Raw genomic sequence first — 14,481 nt, 5'->3', positions numbered from 1 at the left:
CGGGCGCCCCCGGACGCCGTGGGCCGGTGATGGCAGACTGGCCTCATGGGCGGAAGCGACGGACGTCCGTTGATGCCTTCCATGCGCCTGGACGAACTGCTGGCCGAGCTCCAGGTGCGGCTGGAGGCGGTGCTCGCCACCCGGGACCGGGTGCACGCGCTGCTGGACGCCGTCGTCCTGGTGGGCAGCGACCTCGACCTGGAGACGGTGCTGCGGCGCATCGTGGAGACGGCCACCACGCTCGTCGACGCCGGGTACGGCGCGCTGGGCGTGGTCGGGCAGGACAGCACGCTCGTGCAGTTCGTCCCGGTGGGCCTGAGCGAGGAGCAGATCGCCGGGATCGAGCACTGGCCGCACGGCCTCGGACTCCTCGGCCTGCTGATCAAGGAGCCCCGGCCGCTGCGGCTGGCGCGGATCTCCGGTCACCCGGAGTCCTACGGCTTCCCGCCGGGGCATCCGCCGATGGGCAGCTTCCTGGGCGTGCCGGTGCGGGTGCGCGACGAGGTGTTCGGCAACCTCTACCTGACCGAGAAACGCGGCGGCGGGGAGTTCGACGAGGAGGACGAGGCGATCGTCGTCGCGCTGGCCTCCGCCGCCGGCGTCGCCATCGAGAACGCCCGCCTGTACGAGGACACGAGGCACCGCGAGACCTGGCTGCGCGCCTCCTCCGAGATCACCACGAGCCTGCTGTCCGGAGCCGAGCCGGACGAGGTGCTCACGCTGATGGCCCACCGGGCACGGGAGATGGCCGACGCCGACGTGGTGGCGATCCTGCTGCCCGAGGGCGACGCGGAGAACCTGCGCGTCCTGCTCGCCGACGGGCCGGCGGCCGGCGGGCTGGAACGGTCCACGGTGCCGGTCGCCGGATCCCTGGGCGGGCAGGCGTTCACCAGCGGTGAGCCGCGCACGGTGACGAACCTGTCCGCGGCCGACATGCCGACCGTCCTCGCCGGCAGGCTTACCGCCGGACCCGCGGCGGCCGTGCCGCTCGGCGCGGCGGGAGCCGTACGGGGGGTGCTGACGCTGGTCAAGCGGTCCGGGCGGATCCCGTTCAGCCAGGCCGAGGTGCACATGCTGCACGCGTTCGCCGGGCAGGCCGCGCTGGCCCTGGAACTCGCCCGGCGGCGTACGGACGCCGAGCGGCTCGGCCTGCTCGAAGACCGCGACCGGATCGCCAAGGACCTGCACGACGTCGTCATCCAGCGACTGTTCGCGGTCGCGATGACCCTCATGAGCGCGGTGCGCCTGGTGGACCGCCCGGAGGCGTCGTCACGCCTGCAAGGTGCCATCGACGAACTGGACGGCACCATCCGGCAGATCCGCTCGACGATCTTCGCGTTGCAGACCCCTGGCGACGCGGAAGCCCCGACGCTGCGCGCCCGGATCGTGGACCTCCTCGAGGGCGCCCGCGGCCACCTGGGGTTCATGCCCGGCCTCACCCTGGAGGGCCAACTGGACAACCAGGTGCCCGAGCGCGTCGCCGAGCACCTCCTCGCCGTGCTGCGCGAGGCGCTGTCCAACGTCGTACGGCACGCCAGGGCGGCCCACGTGGACGTGGTCGCCAGGGTTGGGGACGGCACGCTCACCCTGGTCGTGGAGGACGACGGGATCGGCGCCTCGGGGGAGGGACGCCGCAGCGGGCTGCGCAACCTCGAAGAGCGCGCCGCGAGCCTCGGCGGCACCTTCGGCCTGTCCGCCCGGGAAGGCGGCGGCTCCCGGCTGTGCTGGCGCGTGCCGCTCGGCTAGCCGTCCTGCCGCGGGAGGCCGGGGTGGACGCGGCGGCCGGTCAGCCGTTCGGCCGGTATGACGACGTAATGGTCCTCCGCGTCGTGCGCCCAGACCGTCATGGGGAGGCGGGACAGCCGGTCGGCCTCGGCCGCGTCGCGCACCGCCCGGGCGCGTCCCAGCGCCGTGACCGACCAGCCGGTGCGGGTCACCGGGTCGAACGCGTCGACCTGGAAGGCGACGATCGCGCCGGCGAGCCTGGACCCGCCCGCGGCGCGGATCACGATGTGGTCGCCGTCCACGGCGAAGGCGACCGGCTGGACGGCGGGCAGGGCCTGGTCGGTGAAGACGACGCGCCCGATCGGAGCCGAGGCCAGCAGCGTGACGCAGTCCTCGCGGGACAGCGGCTGGAGGCCCGCGTGGCCGGGGCCGGGAGGGCCGGGGGAGGCGGTCATCCGCCGCGATCCGCCTTGATCCGCGCGGCCAGGGCCGCGGCCTGGGTGCGCCGCTGCATGCTGAGCTTGGCCAGCACGTTGGAGACGTAGTTCTTGACCGTCTTCTCGGCGAGGAAGAGGCGTTCGCCGATCTGCCGGTTGGTGAGGCCCTCGCCGATGAGTTCGAGGATGTGCCGTTCCTGGCCCGACAGCTCGGCCAGCGGATCCTTCCTGGTGGCCTGGTCGCGCAGCCGGGCCAGCATCGCGGCGGTGGTCTGCGGGTCGAGGAGCGACTGGCCGGAGGCGACCGTGCGCACGGCGCCCACCAGGTCCGAGCCGTGGATCTGCTTGAGCACGTAGCCCGCGGCGCCGGCCATCACGGCGTCGAACAGCGCGTCGTCGTCGGCGAAGGAGGTGAGCATCAGGCACGCCAGCCCGGGCGTCCGGGACCGGACCTCCCGGCACACGCCCACCCCGCTGCCGTCGGGCAGCCGGACGTCGAGCACCGCGACATCCGGCCTCAGCGCCGGTATCCGGGCCATCGCGGCCTCCGCGGTGCCGGCCTCGCCGATCACCTCGATGTCGCCCTCGGACTCCAGCAGCGCGGCCACGCCCCGGCGTACCACCTCGTGGTCGTCCACCAGGAACACTCGAATCATGTCTTCGACGCTAACCGGCGGCCCGGCCGGAGGGTAGGGACGAAGGTCCCACCCGGAAGGGGACCTTCGGCGCGCCGGGCGCGTGCCGTACGGCCCCGCCGCCGGGACGGAGGTTCGCGATCTGCCGGGACCACCCGGCGACGGCACACGGAGAAGAGCCTCAGGCGGCCGGACCGGTCGGCGGTGCGTACGTGCCGACCACGGCGACCGGGCAGCGGGCGTGGTGCATGACGCCGTGGCTCACCGAGCCCACGACGGCCGACTCCAGCCTGCCCAGGCCGCGCGAGCCGACCACGGCGAGGTCGGCGCCGGCCGACGCGTCGCAGATCACGGCCACGGGATGCCCGCACTCGACCGTCTCGCGCACCGGCACGCCGGGAAACCGCTCCCGCCAGGGGGCCAGCGCCTCCCGGGTGACCCGCTGCTCGGCGTCGATGATGTCGTCCGTCACGGTGGCGTACGCGGTCGCGGCGACCCCCATGTAGGGCACGAACCAGGTGTGCACGGCGTGGACCCGGGCCCCGCGCAGCGCCGCCTCGCCGAAGGCGTACGCCAGGGCGGCCCGGGAGTGCTCGGACCCGTCGATGCCGACGACGATCTCGCCGTGGGCCGTCTCCGGCACGTCCTTGACGATGACCACCGGCGGGGTAACGTGCCCGGCGAGCGCCAGGGAGACCGAGCCGAGCAGGAGGCCGGCGAACCCGCCGTGGCCCCGGCTGCCCACCACGACCTCCTGCGCCCCCTCGGCCGCGCGGCGCAGGACCTCGGCGGGTTCGCCCACCTCCAGCACGCTTTCCGTCCGGAGGCCCGGCGCCTGCTCGCGTGCCAGGCCCGCCGCGGTCCGGAGCACGTCGTCGCACCACTCGTCCATCGAGTCGCGGAAGCCCGGCGGGGTGCGCAGGGGCGTGTCGTACCACGGCGAGCACGCGTGCACGATCCGCAGGCCGCAGGCGCGGCGGGCGGCGTCGCCCGCCGCCCACACGGTCGCGGCGTGTGAGGAGGGTGAGCCGTCCACGCCCACCACCACGTCCGCTGTCATAGGCCCTCCCCAAAGGCTCCCGGTCTCCCGCGCCGCCCCCCGGCGGCGGACCGGTCCTCCCTGTGAGGATGTCCTCGATCGGCCGCCGTAAGCTCCTGACCTTGCCGGTGTCAGGAGCGCAGGGTGCGGAGGTGGGCCTCGACGCCGTCCAGGATGCGGGCCAGGCCGTAGGCGAAGGTGCCGTGCACCTCCTCGGCGCCGCCGGGCTCGTCGTCGCCGAAGGCGCCCGCCTCGATCGCGGCGCGCAGCGCGGGCAGCCGCCCGTCGCCGGTGACCCGGCGCAGGAAGGGCTCGTAGTCGGCCCATCGCGGGCCGGGGCCCTGCTCGGCCGCCATGCCCAGCACGACGCTCACCTCGCTCAGCACGTGCCCGCCCACCAGCAGTTCGGTGGCGAGCTTCGCGCGGGCCGGCAGGCCGGTGCCGGCCAACGCCTGGAGCGCCAGGTCGAGCCAGGCGAGCTGGTTGGGGGTGGCCGGCGGGCCGGTGGTCACCATCAGCGGGGCCGCCCAGGGGTGCGCGAGCAGGGCCGTGCGCATGGCGGAGGCCCAGTGTTCGAGCCCCTTCCGCCAGTCGGCGCCCTCCGGGAGCGGCGGCGGCGGGCCGACCGCGGCGTCCGCCATGAGCACGACGAGCTCGTCCTTGGTGGCGACGTAGCGGTAGAGCGCCATGGTGGAGACGCCGAGCTCCTTGGCCACCCGGCTCATCGACACGGCGTCGAGCCCCTCCGCGTCGGCGGTCCGCACCGCGGCGGCCACGATGCCCTCCAGGGTGAGCCCGGGCCGCGGTCCCTTCGGCGGGCGTCCGCGCAGCCCCCAGACGGCCTCGATGCTCGCGGGGAAGGCGCCGCCGTTCTCGCTGTCCATGCCGGGAGTTTACGCCATACGCAGCAAAGTGTATGGTCTACGCAGTACCGTTTACGGCATACGCAGTAGCGTGTAAGTCGTACACAGAAAGGGAGGGTCCCAGATGACCCATGAACCGGCCGTCGAGGCGTGCGGCCTGGAGAAGTCCTACGGCGGCGTCCGCGTCCTCGGCGGCGTCGACCTCACCGTCCGGCGGGGCGGCGTCTTCGCCCTGCTCGGGCCTAACGGCGCGGGCAAGACGACCACCGTCCGGATCCTCGCCACCCTGCTGAAGGCCGACGCCGGCCGGGCCAGGGTCGCCGGTCACGACGTGGTGTCGCAGCGCTCCCTGGTGCGCCGTGCGATCAGCCTCACCGGGCAGTACGCGGCGCTCGACGAGGAGCAGACCGGCGAGGAGAACCTGCGCATGATGGCCAGGCTCTCCGGCCTGCCCCGGGCGCGGGCCGGGCGCCGCGCCGGCGAACTGCTGGAGCGCCTCGGCCTGACGGACGCGGCCCGCCGCCGTGTCGCCACCTACTCCGGCGGCATGCGCCGCCGCCTCGACCTCGCCGCCTCCCTCGTCGGCGAGCCGTCCGTGATCTTCCTGGACGAGCCCACCACCGGCCTCGACCCGCGCAGCCGGCTGGCCGTCTGGGACGTCGTCACGGAGCTGGCCGGCGCCGGGGTGACCGTCTTCCTCACCACCCAGTACCTGGAGGAGGCCGACCGTCTCGCCGGCCACATCGCACTCATCGACGGCGGCCGGATCGTCGCCGAGGGCACCGCGGCCGACCTCAAGCGGCGCGTCGCGGGCGAGCGCCTCGACCTCACGCTCGCCGGGCCGGAGGCGTACGAGCGGGTGGCCGGCCTGCTGGCGGACCGGATCGTGCGGCGCGACCCCGAGACGCTCGTCCTCGGCGTGCCTACCAGCGGCGGCGCCGGCGACGTGCGCGACCTCCTGGACGCGGTCGATCCCGGCCGTCGCCTCGTCGAGCGTTTCGCGGTGCGCACCGCGACCCTCGACGACGTGTTCCTCACCCTGACCGGCAACTCCGCGCGCAAGGAGGACCAGCGTGTCTGACGCCGTGACGATGATCGGCCGCTCCGTCCGGCTCAGCTCCCGCAACGTCGAGGCCCTGCTCACCTCTCTCGCGCTGCCGATGATGCTGATGCTGCTGTTCGTTCACCTGTTCGGCGGCGCGATCAGCACCGGCGACGCCTACGTGCAGTACGTCGTGCCCGGCGTCCTCGTCCTGTGCGCCGGATTCGGCGCGGGGAGCACCGCCGTGAGCGTGTCCCAGGACATGACGGGAGGGATCATCGACCGCTTCCGCTCCCTCGACGTCGGCGGCCCCGCGATCCTCGCCGGCCACGTCACCGCCGCGCTGGCCCGCAACGTCGCCGCGTCCGTCCTCGTCCTCGCGGTGGCCGCCGCGATCGGCTTCCGCCCCCAGGCCACCGCCGCGGGATGGTTCGCCGCGGCCGGCGTCCTGCTGGCCTTCGTCTTCGCGGTGGCCTGGCTGGCGGCGGCGGTCGGCCTGCTCGCCAGGTCGGCGGAGGCGGCGAGCGGCTTCGCCTTCGTCGTCGGCTTCCTGCCCTACCCGTCGAGCGGGTTCGCGCCCATCGACACCATGCCGTCCTGGTTGCAGGGTTTCGCGGAGAACCAGCCGATCACCCCGGTCATCGAGTCCCTGCGCGGCCTGCTCCTCGGCCGGCCGGTCGGCGAGAGCCCCTGGCTGGCACTGGCCTGGTGCGCGGCCATCGTGGCGGTGAGCATGGCCGCCTCGATCGCGCTCTTCCGTCGCCGCACGTCCTGAAACACCGCTGACGGGGTCCGTCAGCGGCCGGTGCGCCGGCCGTCAGCGCCCCCGGCGACGCTCGGCGATGTTCATCCGACCAAGGTCAGACCCGAAGGACGGTCCGCCATGAATCCCTATCTGGAAGGCGCTTTCGCGCCGGTCAAGGAAGAGGTCACCGCCTACGACCTGCCGGTGACCGGGCGCATACCCCAGGAGCTGAACGGGCGTTACCTGCGCAACGGCCCCAACCCGCTCGGCATCGAGGATCCGGTGGCCCACCACTACATGCTCGGTGCGGGCATGATCCACGGTGTCCGGCTGCGCGACGGCCGCGCCGAGTGGTACCGCAACCGGTGGGTCCGGTCCGCCTCGGTGGCGGCCCGGCTGGGCGAACCGCCCCGGCCAGGCCCGCCCGCCGGCGACCCGTGGCTGGACTTCGCCCCGAACACGCACGTCATCCGGCACGCCGGCCGCACCCTCGCGCTCATGGAGTCCGGGCCGCCGCCGTACGAGCTGGACGACGAGCTGCGCACCGTCGGGACCTGCGACTTCGACGGGACCCTGGAGGACGCGTTCACCGCGCACACCAAGCTGGACCCGGTGAGCGGCGAACTGCACGCCGTCACGTACTTCCCGCTGTGGGACCACGTACGGCACCTGGTGCTCGACGCCTCCGGCGCGGTCACCCGGACCACCGAGATCCCGATCCCGGACGCCCCGATGATGCACGACTTCGCGCTGACCGAGCGGCACGTGGTGCTGATCGACCAGCCGGTGACGTTCAGCATGGAGGCGATGCGGAGCGGCGAGCCCGCGCCCTACGTCTGGGACGAGGGGCACCAGGCGCGGGTCGGCGTCATGCCGCGCGAAGGCGGCGCGGTGCGGTGGCTCGACATCGACCCGTGCTACGTCGCGCACACCCTCAACGCCTACGACGAGGGCTCGGCCGTGATCCTCGACCTCGTCAGGTACCCGCGGATGGACGTGCGCACGCTCACCGCGGAACCGCCCGCGCTGGAACGCTGGACGATCGACCCGGACGCCGGGACCGTGCGCCGGCGGACGGTGGACGACCGGCCGCAGGAGTTCCCCCGGGTCAACGACGGCGTCCTGTCGCGCCGCCACCGGTACGGCTACGCCGCGGTCATCGGCGAGATGAACGAGGCCACCTTCTCCGCCATGGCCGGGCCGCCGCCGGACGAGGCGTTCGACAACGCGCTGATCAAGCACGACTACGAGCGGGGCACCGTCGAGGTGCACCGCTTCGGCCGCGGCGCCGCCGTGGGCGAGGGCGTCTTCGCCGCCGCGGGGGCCGGCGAGGACGACGGCTACCTCCTGGCCTACGTGCACGACCCGGAGCGCGGCGCGGCCGACCTGGTGATCCTCTCCGCGCGGGACTTCACCGGCGAGCCCGTCGCGCGCGTCCACCTGCCGGTGCGGGTGCCGCTCGGCTTCCACGGAAGCTGGCTCCCCGACCGGTGAACCGGGCCGCGGCGTCCCTCTCCGTGCCGTTCCGGGCAGCGCGTTGACCCGACGAGGGCGCCGCTGTCCACCACGCCCCTGTCATGGGGGCGCTTGACAGGGAATATGCCGAGTCGTCTATATTCCTGACATGGAAAATACGGTGGAAGGCGCCCCGGGCGCGCACGGAACGCTGGTGACCACCGGGGACGGCCGCTTCGCGCTGAGGTTCGAGCGCAGGCTGGGGCATCCCCGGGCCAAGGTGTGGCGGGCGCTCACCGAGGCCGATCAGCTGCGCGCGTGGTTCGCGCAGATCCTCGACTACGACCGGTTCCGGCTCGATCCCCGGGCCGGGGCCGAGATCGCCTTCGTGCCCAGGGCGGGGCTGGGGCTGCCCGCCGGGCGCGGCGAGGTCCTCCGGGCCGATCCGCCTCGCCTGCTGGAGTACACCTGGGACGCCGAGACGCTCCGCTGGGAGCTGGAGGCCGACGGTGAGACCGGGTGCCTGCTGGTGCTGACCAACATCTTCGGCGACCGGGACTCCGCGGTCGCGCTGGGCGCGGGCTGGCACGCCGGCCTCGACCTCCTCGCGGCGCTGCTGGACGGCCGCCCGGCGGAGCCGCCGGCGATGGAGCCGCTTCTGGCCGGCTACGAGCGCGCTCTCGGGTGACCGGTGTGCGGACCGCGTTCGAGGTGCTGGCCGAGCCCAGGCGGCGGGAGATCCTCGACCTGCTCCGGGACGGCGAGCGGCAGGCGGGCGAGATCGTCGGCAGGCTCGCCCTGACCCAGCCGACGGTCTCCAAGCATCTGAGGGTGCTGCGGGAGGCCGGTCTGGTCGAGGTGCGCAGGGACGCGCAGCGCCGCTGGTACCGGCTGCGCCCGGAGCCGCTGCTGGACATCGACGCCTGGCTCGCACCCTACCGGCGGCTGTGGGGCGACCGGCTCGACGCGCTGGAACGCCACCTCGACGCGATGCCGGACTGACCCCCGGGCCGCCGGGACTAGGGTCGTCCGATGTGACAGACATCCTCATCCGTCCCGCCACGGCCGCGGACGTGCCGGCCATCGTCGCCATGCTCGCCGACGACATGCTGGGCGCGGCCCGCGAGACCCCCGGCGACCTGGCCCCCTACGAGGCGGCGTTCGAGCGGCTGCGGGCCGACCCCGCACAGTCCCTCGTCGTGGCCGAGCGCGAAGGGCAGGTGGTGGGCACCCTCCAGCTGACCGTGATCCCGGGACTGTCGCGTCAGGGGGCCACCCGGTCGCTCGTCGAAGGAGTCCGGGTGCACACCGCGGAGCGTGGCGGCGGCCTGGGCAGCCGGCTGATCGAGTGGGCGGTCGAGGAGTCACGCCGCCGGGGATGCGCCCTGGTGCAGCTCACCACCGACGCGAGCCGCGTGGACGCGCACCGCTTCTACGAGCGCCTCGGCTTCACCGCCTCCCATGTGGGCTTCAAGCTCCAGCTCTGATCAGCCCGCGCGGCCGTACGCGCGCAGGAAGGCCCGGACGCCGGCGGAGGTGAGCCGGTCGGCCTCCTCCTCCGGCAGCGGGACGACGCCCCAGTAGGAGCGGAGCGCGGTGTCCGTCGAGGTCAGCGCGATGAAGTGGGCGGCGGCCTGGGCCGGGTCGCCGTGCGCGTCGATCAGGCCGTGCTCCTCCAGGACGGCCATGGCGGCGGCCGTCTCCCGGGCTACCGCGCGGGGGCCCGCCTCCTGCCAGGCGTCCAGCAACTCGGCCGGGACGTGGCCGGCCTCCGCGTAGATGTGCCGGACCAGCGCGAAGTGGCCGCGGAAGTCCTTCAGCAGGGCGTACCAGGCGCGGGCCAGGGCGAGCAGGTCGCGCCCGAGGTCGGCGGGACGCGGCGGGCGCCCGGCGTCGAGATGTCGCCGCAGCAGCGCGATCTGCGCGTCCCGCACCTGGCCGGAACTCCACCGCACGACCTCCCGGAACAGCTCCTCCTTGCCGCCGGGGAAGTGGTTGTAGAGCGTGCGGGTGGAGGCGCCGGCCTCGGCCGCGATCGCGTCGACGGCCGCGCGGGCGTAGCCGTCCCTGCCGAACACCTCGCACGCGGCCTGCGCGATCGCCGCCGCCTTGGTCATCCGTCCCGGCCGTGAGGCCGTCGTCTCCGCCATGGCACACATCCTAACTACAACGCTCGTTGCACTAATCACAACGTGCGTTGTACCTTACGGCGGGATCGAGCAAGCACACCAGGGGGACATCCATGCCCGACGCCGTCCACACCCGCCCGGCGACGACCGCCGGCGACCCGGCCGTCCCCGGCCTGGCCGGGATCATCACCGTCGTCGTCATCAGCTCGATCATGGCCGTGCTGGACGTCACCATCGTCAACGTCGCCCTGCACCCGCTGGCCGTCGCGTTCGGGGCGCCGCCGGCCGACGTGCAGTGGGTCGCCACCGGCTACACCCTCGCGCTCAGCGCCGTGATCCCGGTCGCCGCCTGGGCCATGGGCCGCTTCGGCGCGACGACGTCCCGTCCGGCAGCACGACGCCGAACATCGTCTCCCAGGTCGGCGCCTCGATCGGCACCGCCCTGCTGTCGGTGCTGCTGGCGTCGAACGGCGCGGGCGCGGGCGTGGCCCGGCAGGCGGACGCGTTCCGGGACACCTACTGGTGGGCGGCGGCGCTGCTGGCACTCGCGGCGATCCCGGCCCTGCTGCTGCCGGCACGCCGCCGCGAGGCCGCCCCGCCCGCCCGGCCGCACGGGACGCGGTGACCGCTCAGCCCACGAGGCGGCCGGGACCGCCGGCGTGGAACGGTCCATGCGCGAAGGGAACGGATCCGTCCTAGCATCCTCGCGAAAGCGGAACCGCCGCGAACGCGGGCACGGGCGCGGCGGTTCCCCGGCGACCGTCAAGGCAACCGCAGAGGAGTTTACGTGACGACATTGGTGACAGGAGCGACCGGGAACATCGGAAGGCGGGTGGTCGCCGGGCTGGTCGGAGCGGGGCAGCGGGTGCGCGCCATGAGCCGCGACCCGCGCGCCGCGGCGGCGCGGCTTCCCGCGGGCGTCGAGGTGGTGCACGGCGACTTCGACCGGCCGGAGACCTGGCCGGCCGCGCTCGGCGGGGTCGAGCGGGTGTACCTCTTCCCCTTCGTGGACCCGGCGCCCGCCGCCGGTCCCGGCTTCGTCGGCACGGCGGTCGAGGCGGGGGTGCGCAGGTTCGTGGTGCACTCCGCCGCCGCGGCGGCGCTCGACCACCAGGGCGACCCCGGCGACGCCGCCCTCCCGCCGCTCCGGCGCCACCTCGCCGACGAGCGCGAGGGCCACCGCGACGTGGAACGGGCCGTGGAGGACAGCGGCGCCGAGTGGACGCACGTCCGCCCCGCGCTGCTCGCCGCGGGCGCGCTGGACTGGAGCGACCGGATCCGCGCCACCCGGGCCGTGCGCGCGCCGTACCCCGGCGCGGGGAACGCCCTGGTGCACGAGGCCGACGTGGCGGAGGTCGCCGTCGCAGCCCTCCTCACCGACGACCACCTCGGCGCCGCCCACACCGTCACCGGGCCGGCCAAGGTCACCCAGGCCGACCAGGTCCGGGCGATCGGCCGGGCCGTGGGCGCGGATGTCGGTCTCGTGGAGCTCACCCCCGAACAGGCCAGGAAGGAATGGCACGACCCGGAGCTCGGGATGGATCACGACACCCTGGACTGGCTGCTGGCGGTGCTCGAAGCCTCCGTCGAAGGGGAGGGGCTGCTGCCGCCCAACGACACCTTCGAACGGATCACCGGTCGGCCGCCGCGCACCTTCGAACAGTGGGCCCGCGACCACGCCGGGGACTTCCGGTGACCGCGGCGGGGCGGGTGCTGGTGACCGGGGCGACCGGCAGGGTCGGCCGCGAGGTCGTCGCGGAACTGCTGCGGGCCGGTGCGCGGGTCCGCGCGCTGACCCGCAGCCCCGGGACGGCCGGACTGCCGGCCGCGGCGGAGGTCGTCCGGGGCGACCTGGAGGATCCGGCGTCGCTGGCGCCGGCGCTCGCGGGCGTCGAGCGGATGTACCTGTTCCCGGTGCCGGAGACGGCGCGGGAGGTGGTCGCGATGGCGGAACAGGCCGGGGTCCGGCGGATCGTCGTCCTGTCCGGCGCGCTCGCCGGACAGGAGGAGGGGGACGAGGCCGGCTACCGTCCGGTGGAGATCGCGGTCGAGGAGTCGGCGCTGGACTGGACGTTCGTCCGTCCCGGCGAGTTCGCGGCCAACTGGCTCGACCACGCCCCTGGCGTACGGGACCGCAGGGAGGTGCGGCGGCCGTTCACCGGCGCGGTCGGCCGTCCCACGCATGAGGCCGACATCGCGGAGGTGGCCGCCGCCGCCCTGCTCGGGAACGGGCACACCGGGCGGATCTACACCTTCGGCGGGCCGCAGGAACTGACCTTCGCCGAGCAGGCGCGGATCGTCGGCGACGCGATCGGGGCGGAGATCCGCCTCCTGGAGCTCACCCCCGAGCAGACCCACGAGGAGTGGTACGCGCCGGAGCACGGCGTGGACCACGCGGTCATCGACTGGCTGCTCGACCTCTACGGCTCGACGGTGGGCGCGCGGGGGATCCTCCCGGACGCGGCCGACGTCGAACGCGTCCTTGGCCGCCCGGCCCGCACCTTCGCCCGGTGGGCGTCCGACCACGCGGAGGACTTCCGCTGACCCGTTCCGGCGGCCGTCCCGCGTGACCGGGGGCGGCCGCCGGACTCAGGACCGCGCGCGGTGCCTGAAGCGCAGCCGCCACGGCATCAGCGCCGACTCAAGCTGCACCCGCAGGCTCATCTTCGAGGCGCCCGCCCGGCGGTCGGAGAAGTGGATGGGGATCTCGATGATCGTCATCCCCGCCCTGGTCGCCCGGTAGTGCATCTCCACCTGGAAGCTGTAACCGCCCGAGGCGATCTCGCCGAGGTCGAGCGCGGCGAGGCCGTCCGCCCGCCAGATCTTGAACCCGGCGGTCACGTCGCGCAACCTGATGCGCAGGATGGTGCGCACGTAGAAGTTCGCCCACGCCGACAGCGCCCGCCGCCCCCGGCTCCACTCCGCGGCCAGCGTCCCGCCCGGCACGTACCTGCTGCCGATCACGCACGCCGCCCCGGTCGCCTGCGCGGTGCCGAGCAGGCGCGGCACGGCGTCGACGGGATGGGAGAAGTCGGCGTCCATCTGCACCACGAACTCCGCCCCGGCCGCGAGCGCCGTCTCCAGCCCCTGCACGTAGGCGCGGCCCAGCCCCTCGCGGACCGGGCGGTGCACGACGGAGACCCGGCCGGGATGCGCGGCGGCCAGTTCGTCGGCCACCTTCCCGGTGCCGTCGGGCGAATCGTCGTCGACGACCAGAAGCCGCAGGTCGTCGAGCGGCAGCGCGAGCAGGGCCTCCGCGATCAGCGGCAGGTTGTCCACCTCGTTGAACGTCGGGATCACGACGGTGACGGTGGGCATGGTCCTGGTCAGGGCCTTCCGGGCTCGGCGGTCGGGCGGCTCCCGCCCCGGGACCCGTCCAGCGGACACCGCCCAGGCGAGGAGCACCCCATGCTAGCGGCCACGCCGGGGACACGGCGCACCGGTGAGAAGGCCCGGGGAAGCCGCGCAGACGATTCACGAAGCGCCACAGAACATTGAAGAATGGCACAGAGGCGATTTCCGGCACCTCGAATCCGGCCGCAGGTGATCGTGAGGGGTTGAGCCGATGGAGGACGACGAGCCGATCGTGGATCCGGGCGTCCCGGAGCGGGTCCGCTGGCAGATCATCGGCGCGGCGGCCTCACTGGACAGGTCGGGCGAGCCCGCGTCGGAGGCTCGCCGGTTCCACCTCGGCGGCGGCGTCGTCGCGGGAGCGATCGGGGCGTTCCTCGCCGGGGTGGCCATGCAGTCCGACTCGCAGATCGCCGCCGTCTCCGCCGTGCTCCTCATCGCCATGGCCGGGCTCTTCGCCGGCGCCGCCCGCCGGAGCCTCGCCGTACGGCTGCGGCGGGTCTACGGCGACTGCTACGTGATCCCGGCCGATCTCGACGCCGGCGCCCTCGACCTGGTCCGCCGCGCCCGGCGGGCGATCGAGCGGGTGTCCGCGTCCCGCGTCCACCGGCTGGGACTGCTCGGCGACGCGGCCGGCGAGGCCGTGCTCCAGGAGAGCCTGTGGAACATCGCCCGTCTGCTCCGCGCGCAGGTGGCGTTGCGGGCGGAGCACGAGGAGGCGGCGGGCGAGGTGATGACCCCGAGCTGACGGCGGTGCTCACCCCGCAGCGCGAGGCCCTGGACCGCGCGCTGGCCGCGATCACCCGGCAGGTTCTCGACCTGGAGGCGTACGCCCGCCGGGTGCTGGAGGCCGACGCCGCGCTCCGCGCCCAGGAGCTGATGGACGGCAACGACCGGTACCGGGACCTGCTGGCGCAGACCGGGGACGTCCAGGGGCTGACCGTGCTCACCGAACAGGTGGACGCCCTGGAGAACGCCCTGGCCGGCAGCCTGCGCGACGCCATCGAGGCGGGCCGCACCCTCGCCGTGCCGCGGGAGTGACGTCGCCCAGGCCGCACCG

At 74.3% G+C, this 14,481-nt stretch carries 18 protein-coding genes; 12 read left to right on the top strand and 6 right to left on the bottom strand.

Features of this window, described 5'->3' with window-relative positions; translation table 11 throughout:
- Window positions 1-72: 72 nt before the first annotated feature.
- Window positions 73-1,746 (top strand): sensor histidine kinase, encoded by a 1,674-nt coding sequence (locus QSK26_RS10560; protein ID WP_285774863.1) that lies wholly within the window; start codon window positions 73-75, stop codon window positions 1,744-1,746.
- Here QSK26_RS10560 and QSK26_RS10555 read toward each other — a convergent pair.
- From QSK26_RS10555 to QSK26_RS10540, 4 genes are all read right to left on the bottom strand, one after another.
- Window positions 1,743-2,180 (bottom strand): pyridoxamine 5'-phosphate oxidase family protein, encoded by a 438-nt coding sequence (locus QSK26_RS10555; RefSeq protein ID WP_285774862.1) that lies wholly within the window; start codon window positions 2,178-2,180, stop codon window positions 1,743-1,745. The genes QSK26_RS10560 and QSK26_RS10555 overlap by 4 nt on opposite strands.
- Window positions 2,177-2,818 carry a response regulator transcription factor gene (locus tag QSK26_RS10550; RefSeq protein ID WP_285774861.1) on the bottom strand — a complete coding sequence of 214 codons (642 nt, stop codon included), beginning with the start codon at window positions 2,816-2,818 and terminating at the stop codon, window positions 2,177-2,179. The genes QSK26_RS10555 and QSK26_RS10550 overlap by 4 nt, the downstream gene beginning before the upstream one ends.
- Before the next feature lie 160 nt (window positions 2,819-2,978).
- Window positions 2,979-3,857: a universal stress protein gene (locus QSK26_RS10545; RefSeq protein ID WP_285774860.1), complete on the bottom strand. Its 879-nt coding sequence runs from the start codon at window positions 3,855-3,857 to the stop codon at window positions 2,979-2,981.
- A gap of 110 nt (window positions 3,858-3,967) precedes the next feature.
- Window positions 3,968-4,720 carry a TetR/AcrR family transcriptional regulator gene (locus tag QSK26_RS10540; RefSeq protein ID WP_285774859.1) on the bottom strand — a complete coding sequence of 251 codons (753 nt, stop codon included), beginning with the start codon at window positions 4,718-4,720 and terminating at the stop codon, window positions 3,968-3,970.
- Window positions 4,721-4,823: 103 nt separating this feature from the next.
- On the opposite strand from QSK26_RS10540, the gene QSK26_RS10535 reads away from it, so the two are divergent.
- From QSK26_RS10535 to QSK26_RS10510, 6 genes are all read left to right on the top strand, one after another.
- A complete protein-coding gene (locus QSK26_RS10535; protein ID WP_285774858.1) occupies window positions 4,824-5,780 on the top strand; it encodes an ATP-binding cassette domain-containing protein in 957 nt (318 codons plus the stop codon).
- Window positions 5,773-6,516: an ABC transporter permease gene (locus QSK26_RS10530; RefSeq protein ID WP_285774857.1), complete on the top strand. Its 744-nt coding sequence runs from the start codon at window positions 5,773-5,775 to the stop codon at window positions 6,514-6,516. Before QSK26_RS10535 ends, QSK26_RS10530 begins: the two co-directional genes overlap by 8 nt.
- 108 nt (window positions 6,517-6,624) lie before the next feature.
- Window positions 6,625-7,980: a carotenoid oxygenase family protein gene (locus tag QSK26_RS10525; RefSeq protein ID WP_285774856.1), complete on the top strand. Its 1,356-nt coding sequence runs from the start codon at window positions 6,625-6,627 to the stop codon at window positions 7,978-7,980.
- A gap of 130 nt (window positions 7,981-8,110) precedes the next feature.
- Entirely contained in the window at window positions 8,111-8,629 is a 519-nt protein-coding gene (locus QSK26_RS10520; protein WP_285774855.1) for an SRPBCC domain-containing protein, read from the top strand.
- A 5-nt stretch (window positions 8,630-8,634) separates the two neighbouring features.
- Window positions 8,635-8,943, top strand: a complete 309-nt coding sequence (locus tag QSK26_RS10515; protein ID WP_285774854.1) for an ArsR/SmtB family transcription factor — start codon at window positions 8,635-8,637, stop codon at window positions 8,941-8,943.
- Window positions 8,944-8,975: 32 nt separating this feature from the next.
- Window positions 8,976-9,428, top strand: a complete 453-nt coding sequence (locus QSK26_RS10510; protein WP_285774853.1) for a GNAT family N-acetyltransferase — start codon at window positions 8,976-8,978, stop codon at window positions 9,426-9,428.
- On the opposite strand, the gene QSK26_RS10505 is transcribed toward QSK26_RS10510, so the two are convergent.
- Entirely contained in the window at window positions 9,429-10,091 is a 663-nt protein-coding gene (locus tag QSK26_RS10505; RefSeq protein WP_285774852.1) for a TetR family transcriptional regulator, read from the bottom strand. It abuts the gene before it with no gap.
- Between the two features lie 274 nt (window positions 10,092-10,365).
- On the opposite strand from QSK26_RS10505, the gene QSK26_RS10500 reads away from it, so the two are divergent.
- The 3 genes from QSK26_RS10500 (at window position 10,366) to QSK26_RS10490 (ending at window position 12,614) form a co-directional block, all read left to right on the top strand.
- Window positions 10,366-10,695 (top strand): hypothetical protein, encoded by a 330-nt coding sequence (locus tag QSK26_RS10500; RefSeq protein ID WP_285774851.1) that lies wholly within the window; start codon window positions 10,366-10,368, stop codon window positions 10,693-10,695.
- A 162-nt stretch (window positions 10,696-10,857) separates the two neighbouring features.
- On the top strand, window positions 10,858-11,766 hold the full coding sequence (locus QSK26_RS10495; RefSeq protein WP_285774850.1) for an NAD(P)H-binding protein: 909 nt from the start codon (window positions 10,858-10,860) through the stop codon (window positions 11,764-11,766).
- Window positions 11,763-12,614: an NAD(P)H-binding protein gene (locus QSK26_RS10490; protein ID WP_285774849.1), complete on the top strand. Its 852-nt coding sequence runs from the start codon at window positions 11,763-11,765 to the stop codon at window positions 12,612-12,614. Before QSK26_RS10495 ends, QSK26_RS10490 begins: the two co-directional genes overlap by 4 nt.
- 45 nt (window positions 12,615-12,659) lie before the next feature.
- On the opposite strand, the gene QSK26_RS10485 is transcribed toward QSK26_RS10490, so the two are convergent.
- Window positions 12,660-13,388: a polyprenol monophosphomannose synthase gene (locus tag QSK26_RS10485; RefSeq protein WP_285774848.1), complete on the bottom strand. Its 729-nt coding sequence runs from the start codon at window positions 13,386-13,388 to the stop codon at window positions 12,660-12,662.
- A 247-nt stretch (window positions 13,389-13,635) separates the two neighbouring features.
- Here QSK26_RS10485 and QSK26_RS10480 point away from each other — a divergent pair, with 247 nt between their 5' ends.
- Both QSK26_RS10480 and QSK26_RS10475 read left to right on the top strand, forming a co-directional pair.
- A complete protein-coding gene (locus tag QSK26_RS10480) occupies window positions 13,636-14,169 on the top strand; it encodes a hypothetical protein (RefSeq protein ID WP_285774847.1) in 534 nt (177 codons plus the stop codon).
- Between the two features lie 5 nt (window positions 14,170-14,174).
- Window positions 14,175-14,462 carry a hypothetical protein gene (locus QSK26_RS10475; RefSeq protein ID WP_285774846.1) on the top strand — a complete coding sequence of 96 codons (288 nt, stop codon included), beginning with the start codon at window positions 14,175-14,177 and terminating at the stop codon, window positions 14,460-14,462.
- Window positions 14,463-14,481 lie beyond the last annotated feature (19 nt).

The organism is Microtetraspora sp. NBRC 13810, assembly GCF_030268685.1.
In the GTDB taxonomy this organism is placed as follows: domain Bacteria; phylum Actinomycetota; class Actinomycetes; order Streptosporangiales; family Streptosporangiaceae; genus BSRQ01.
This window is presented reverse-complemented; position numbering and strand designations above follow the sequence as displayed.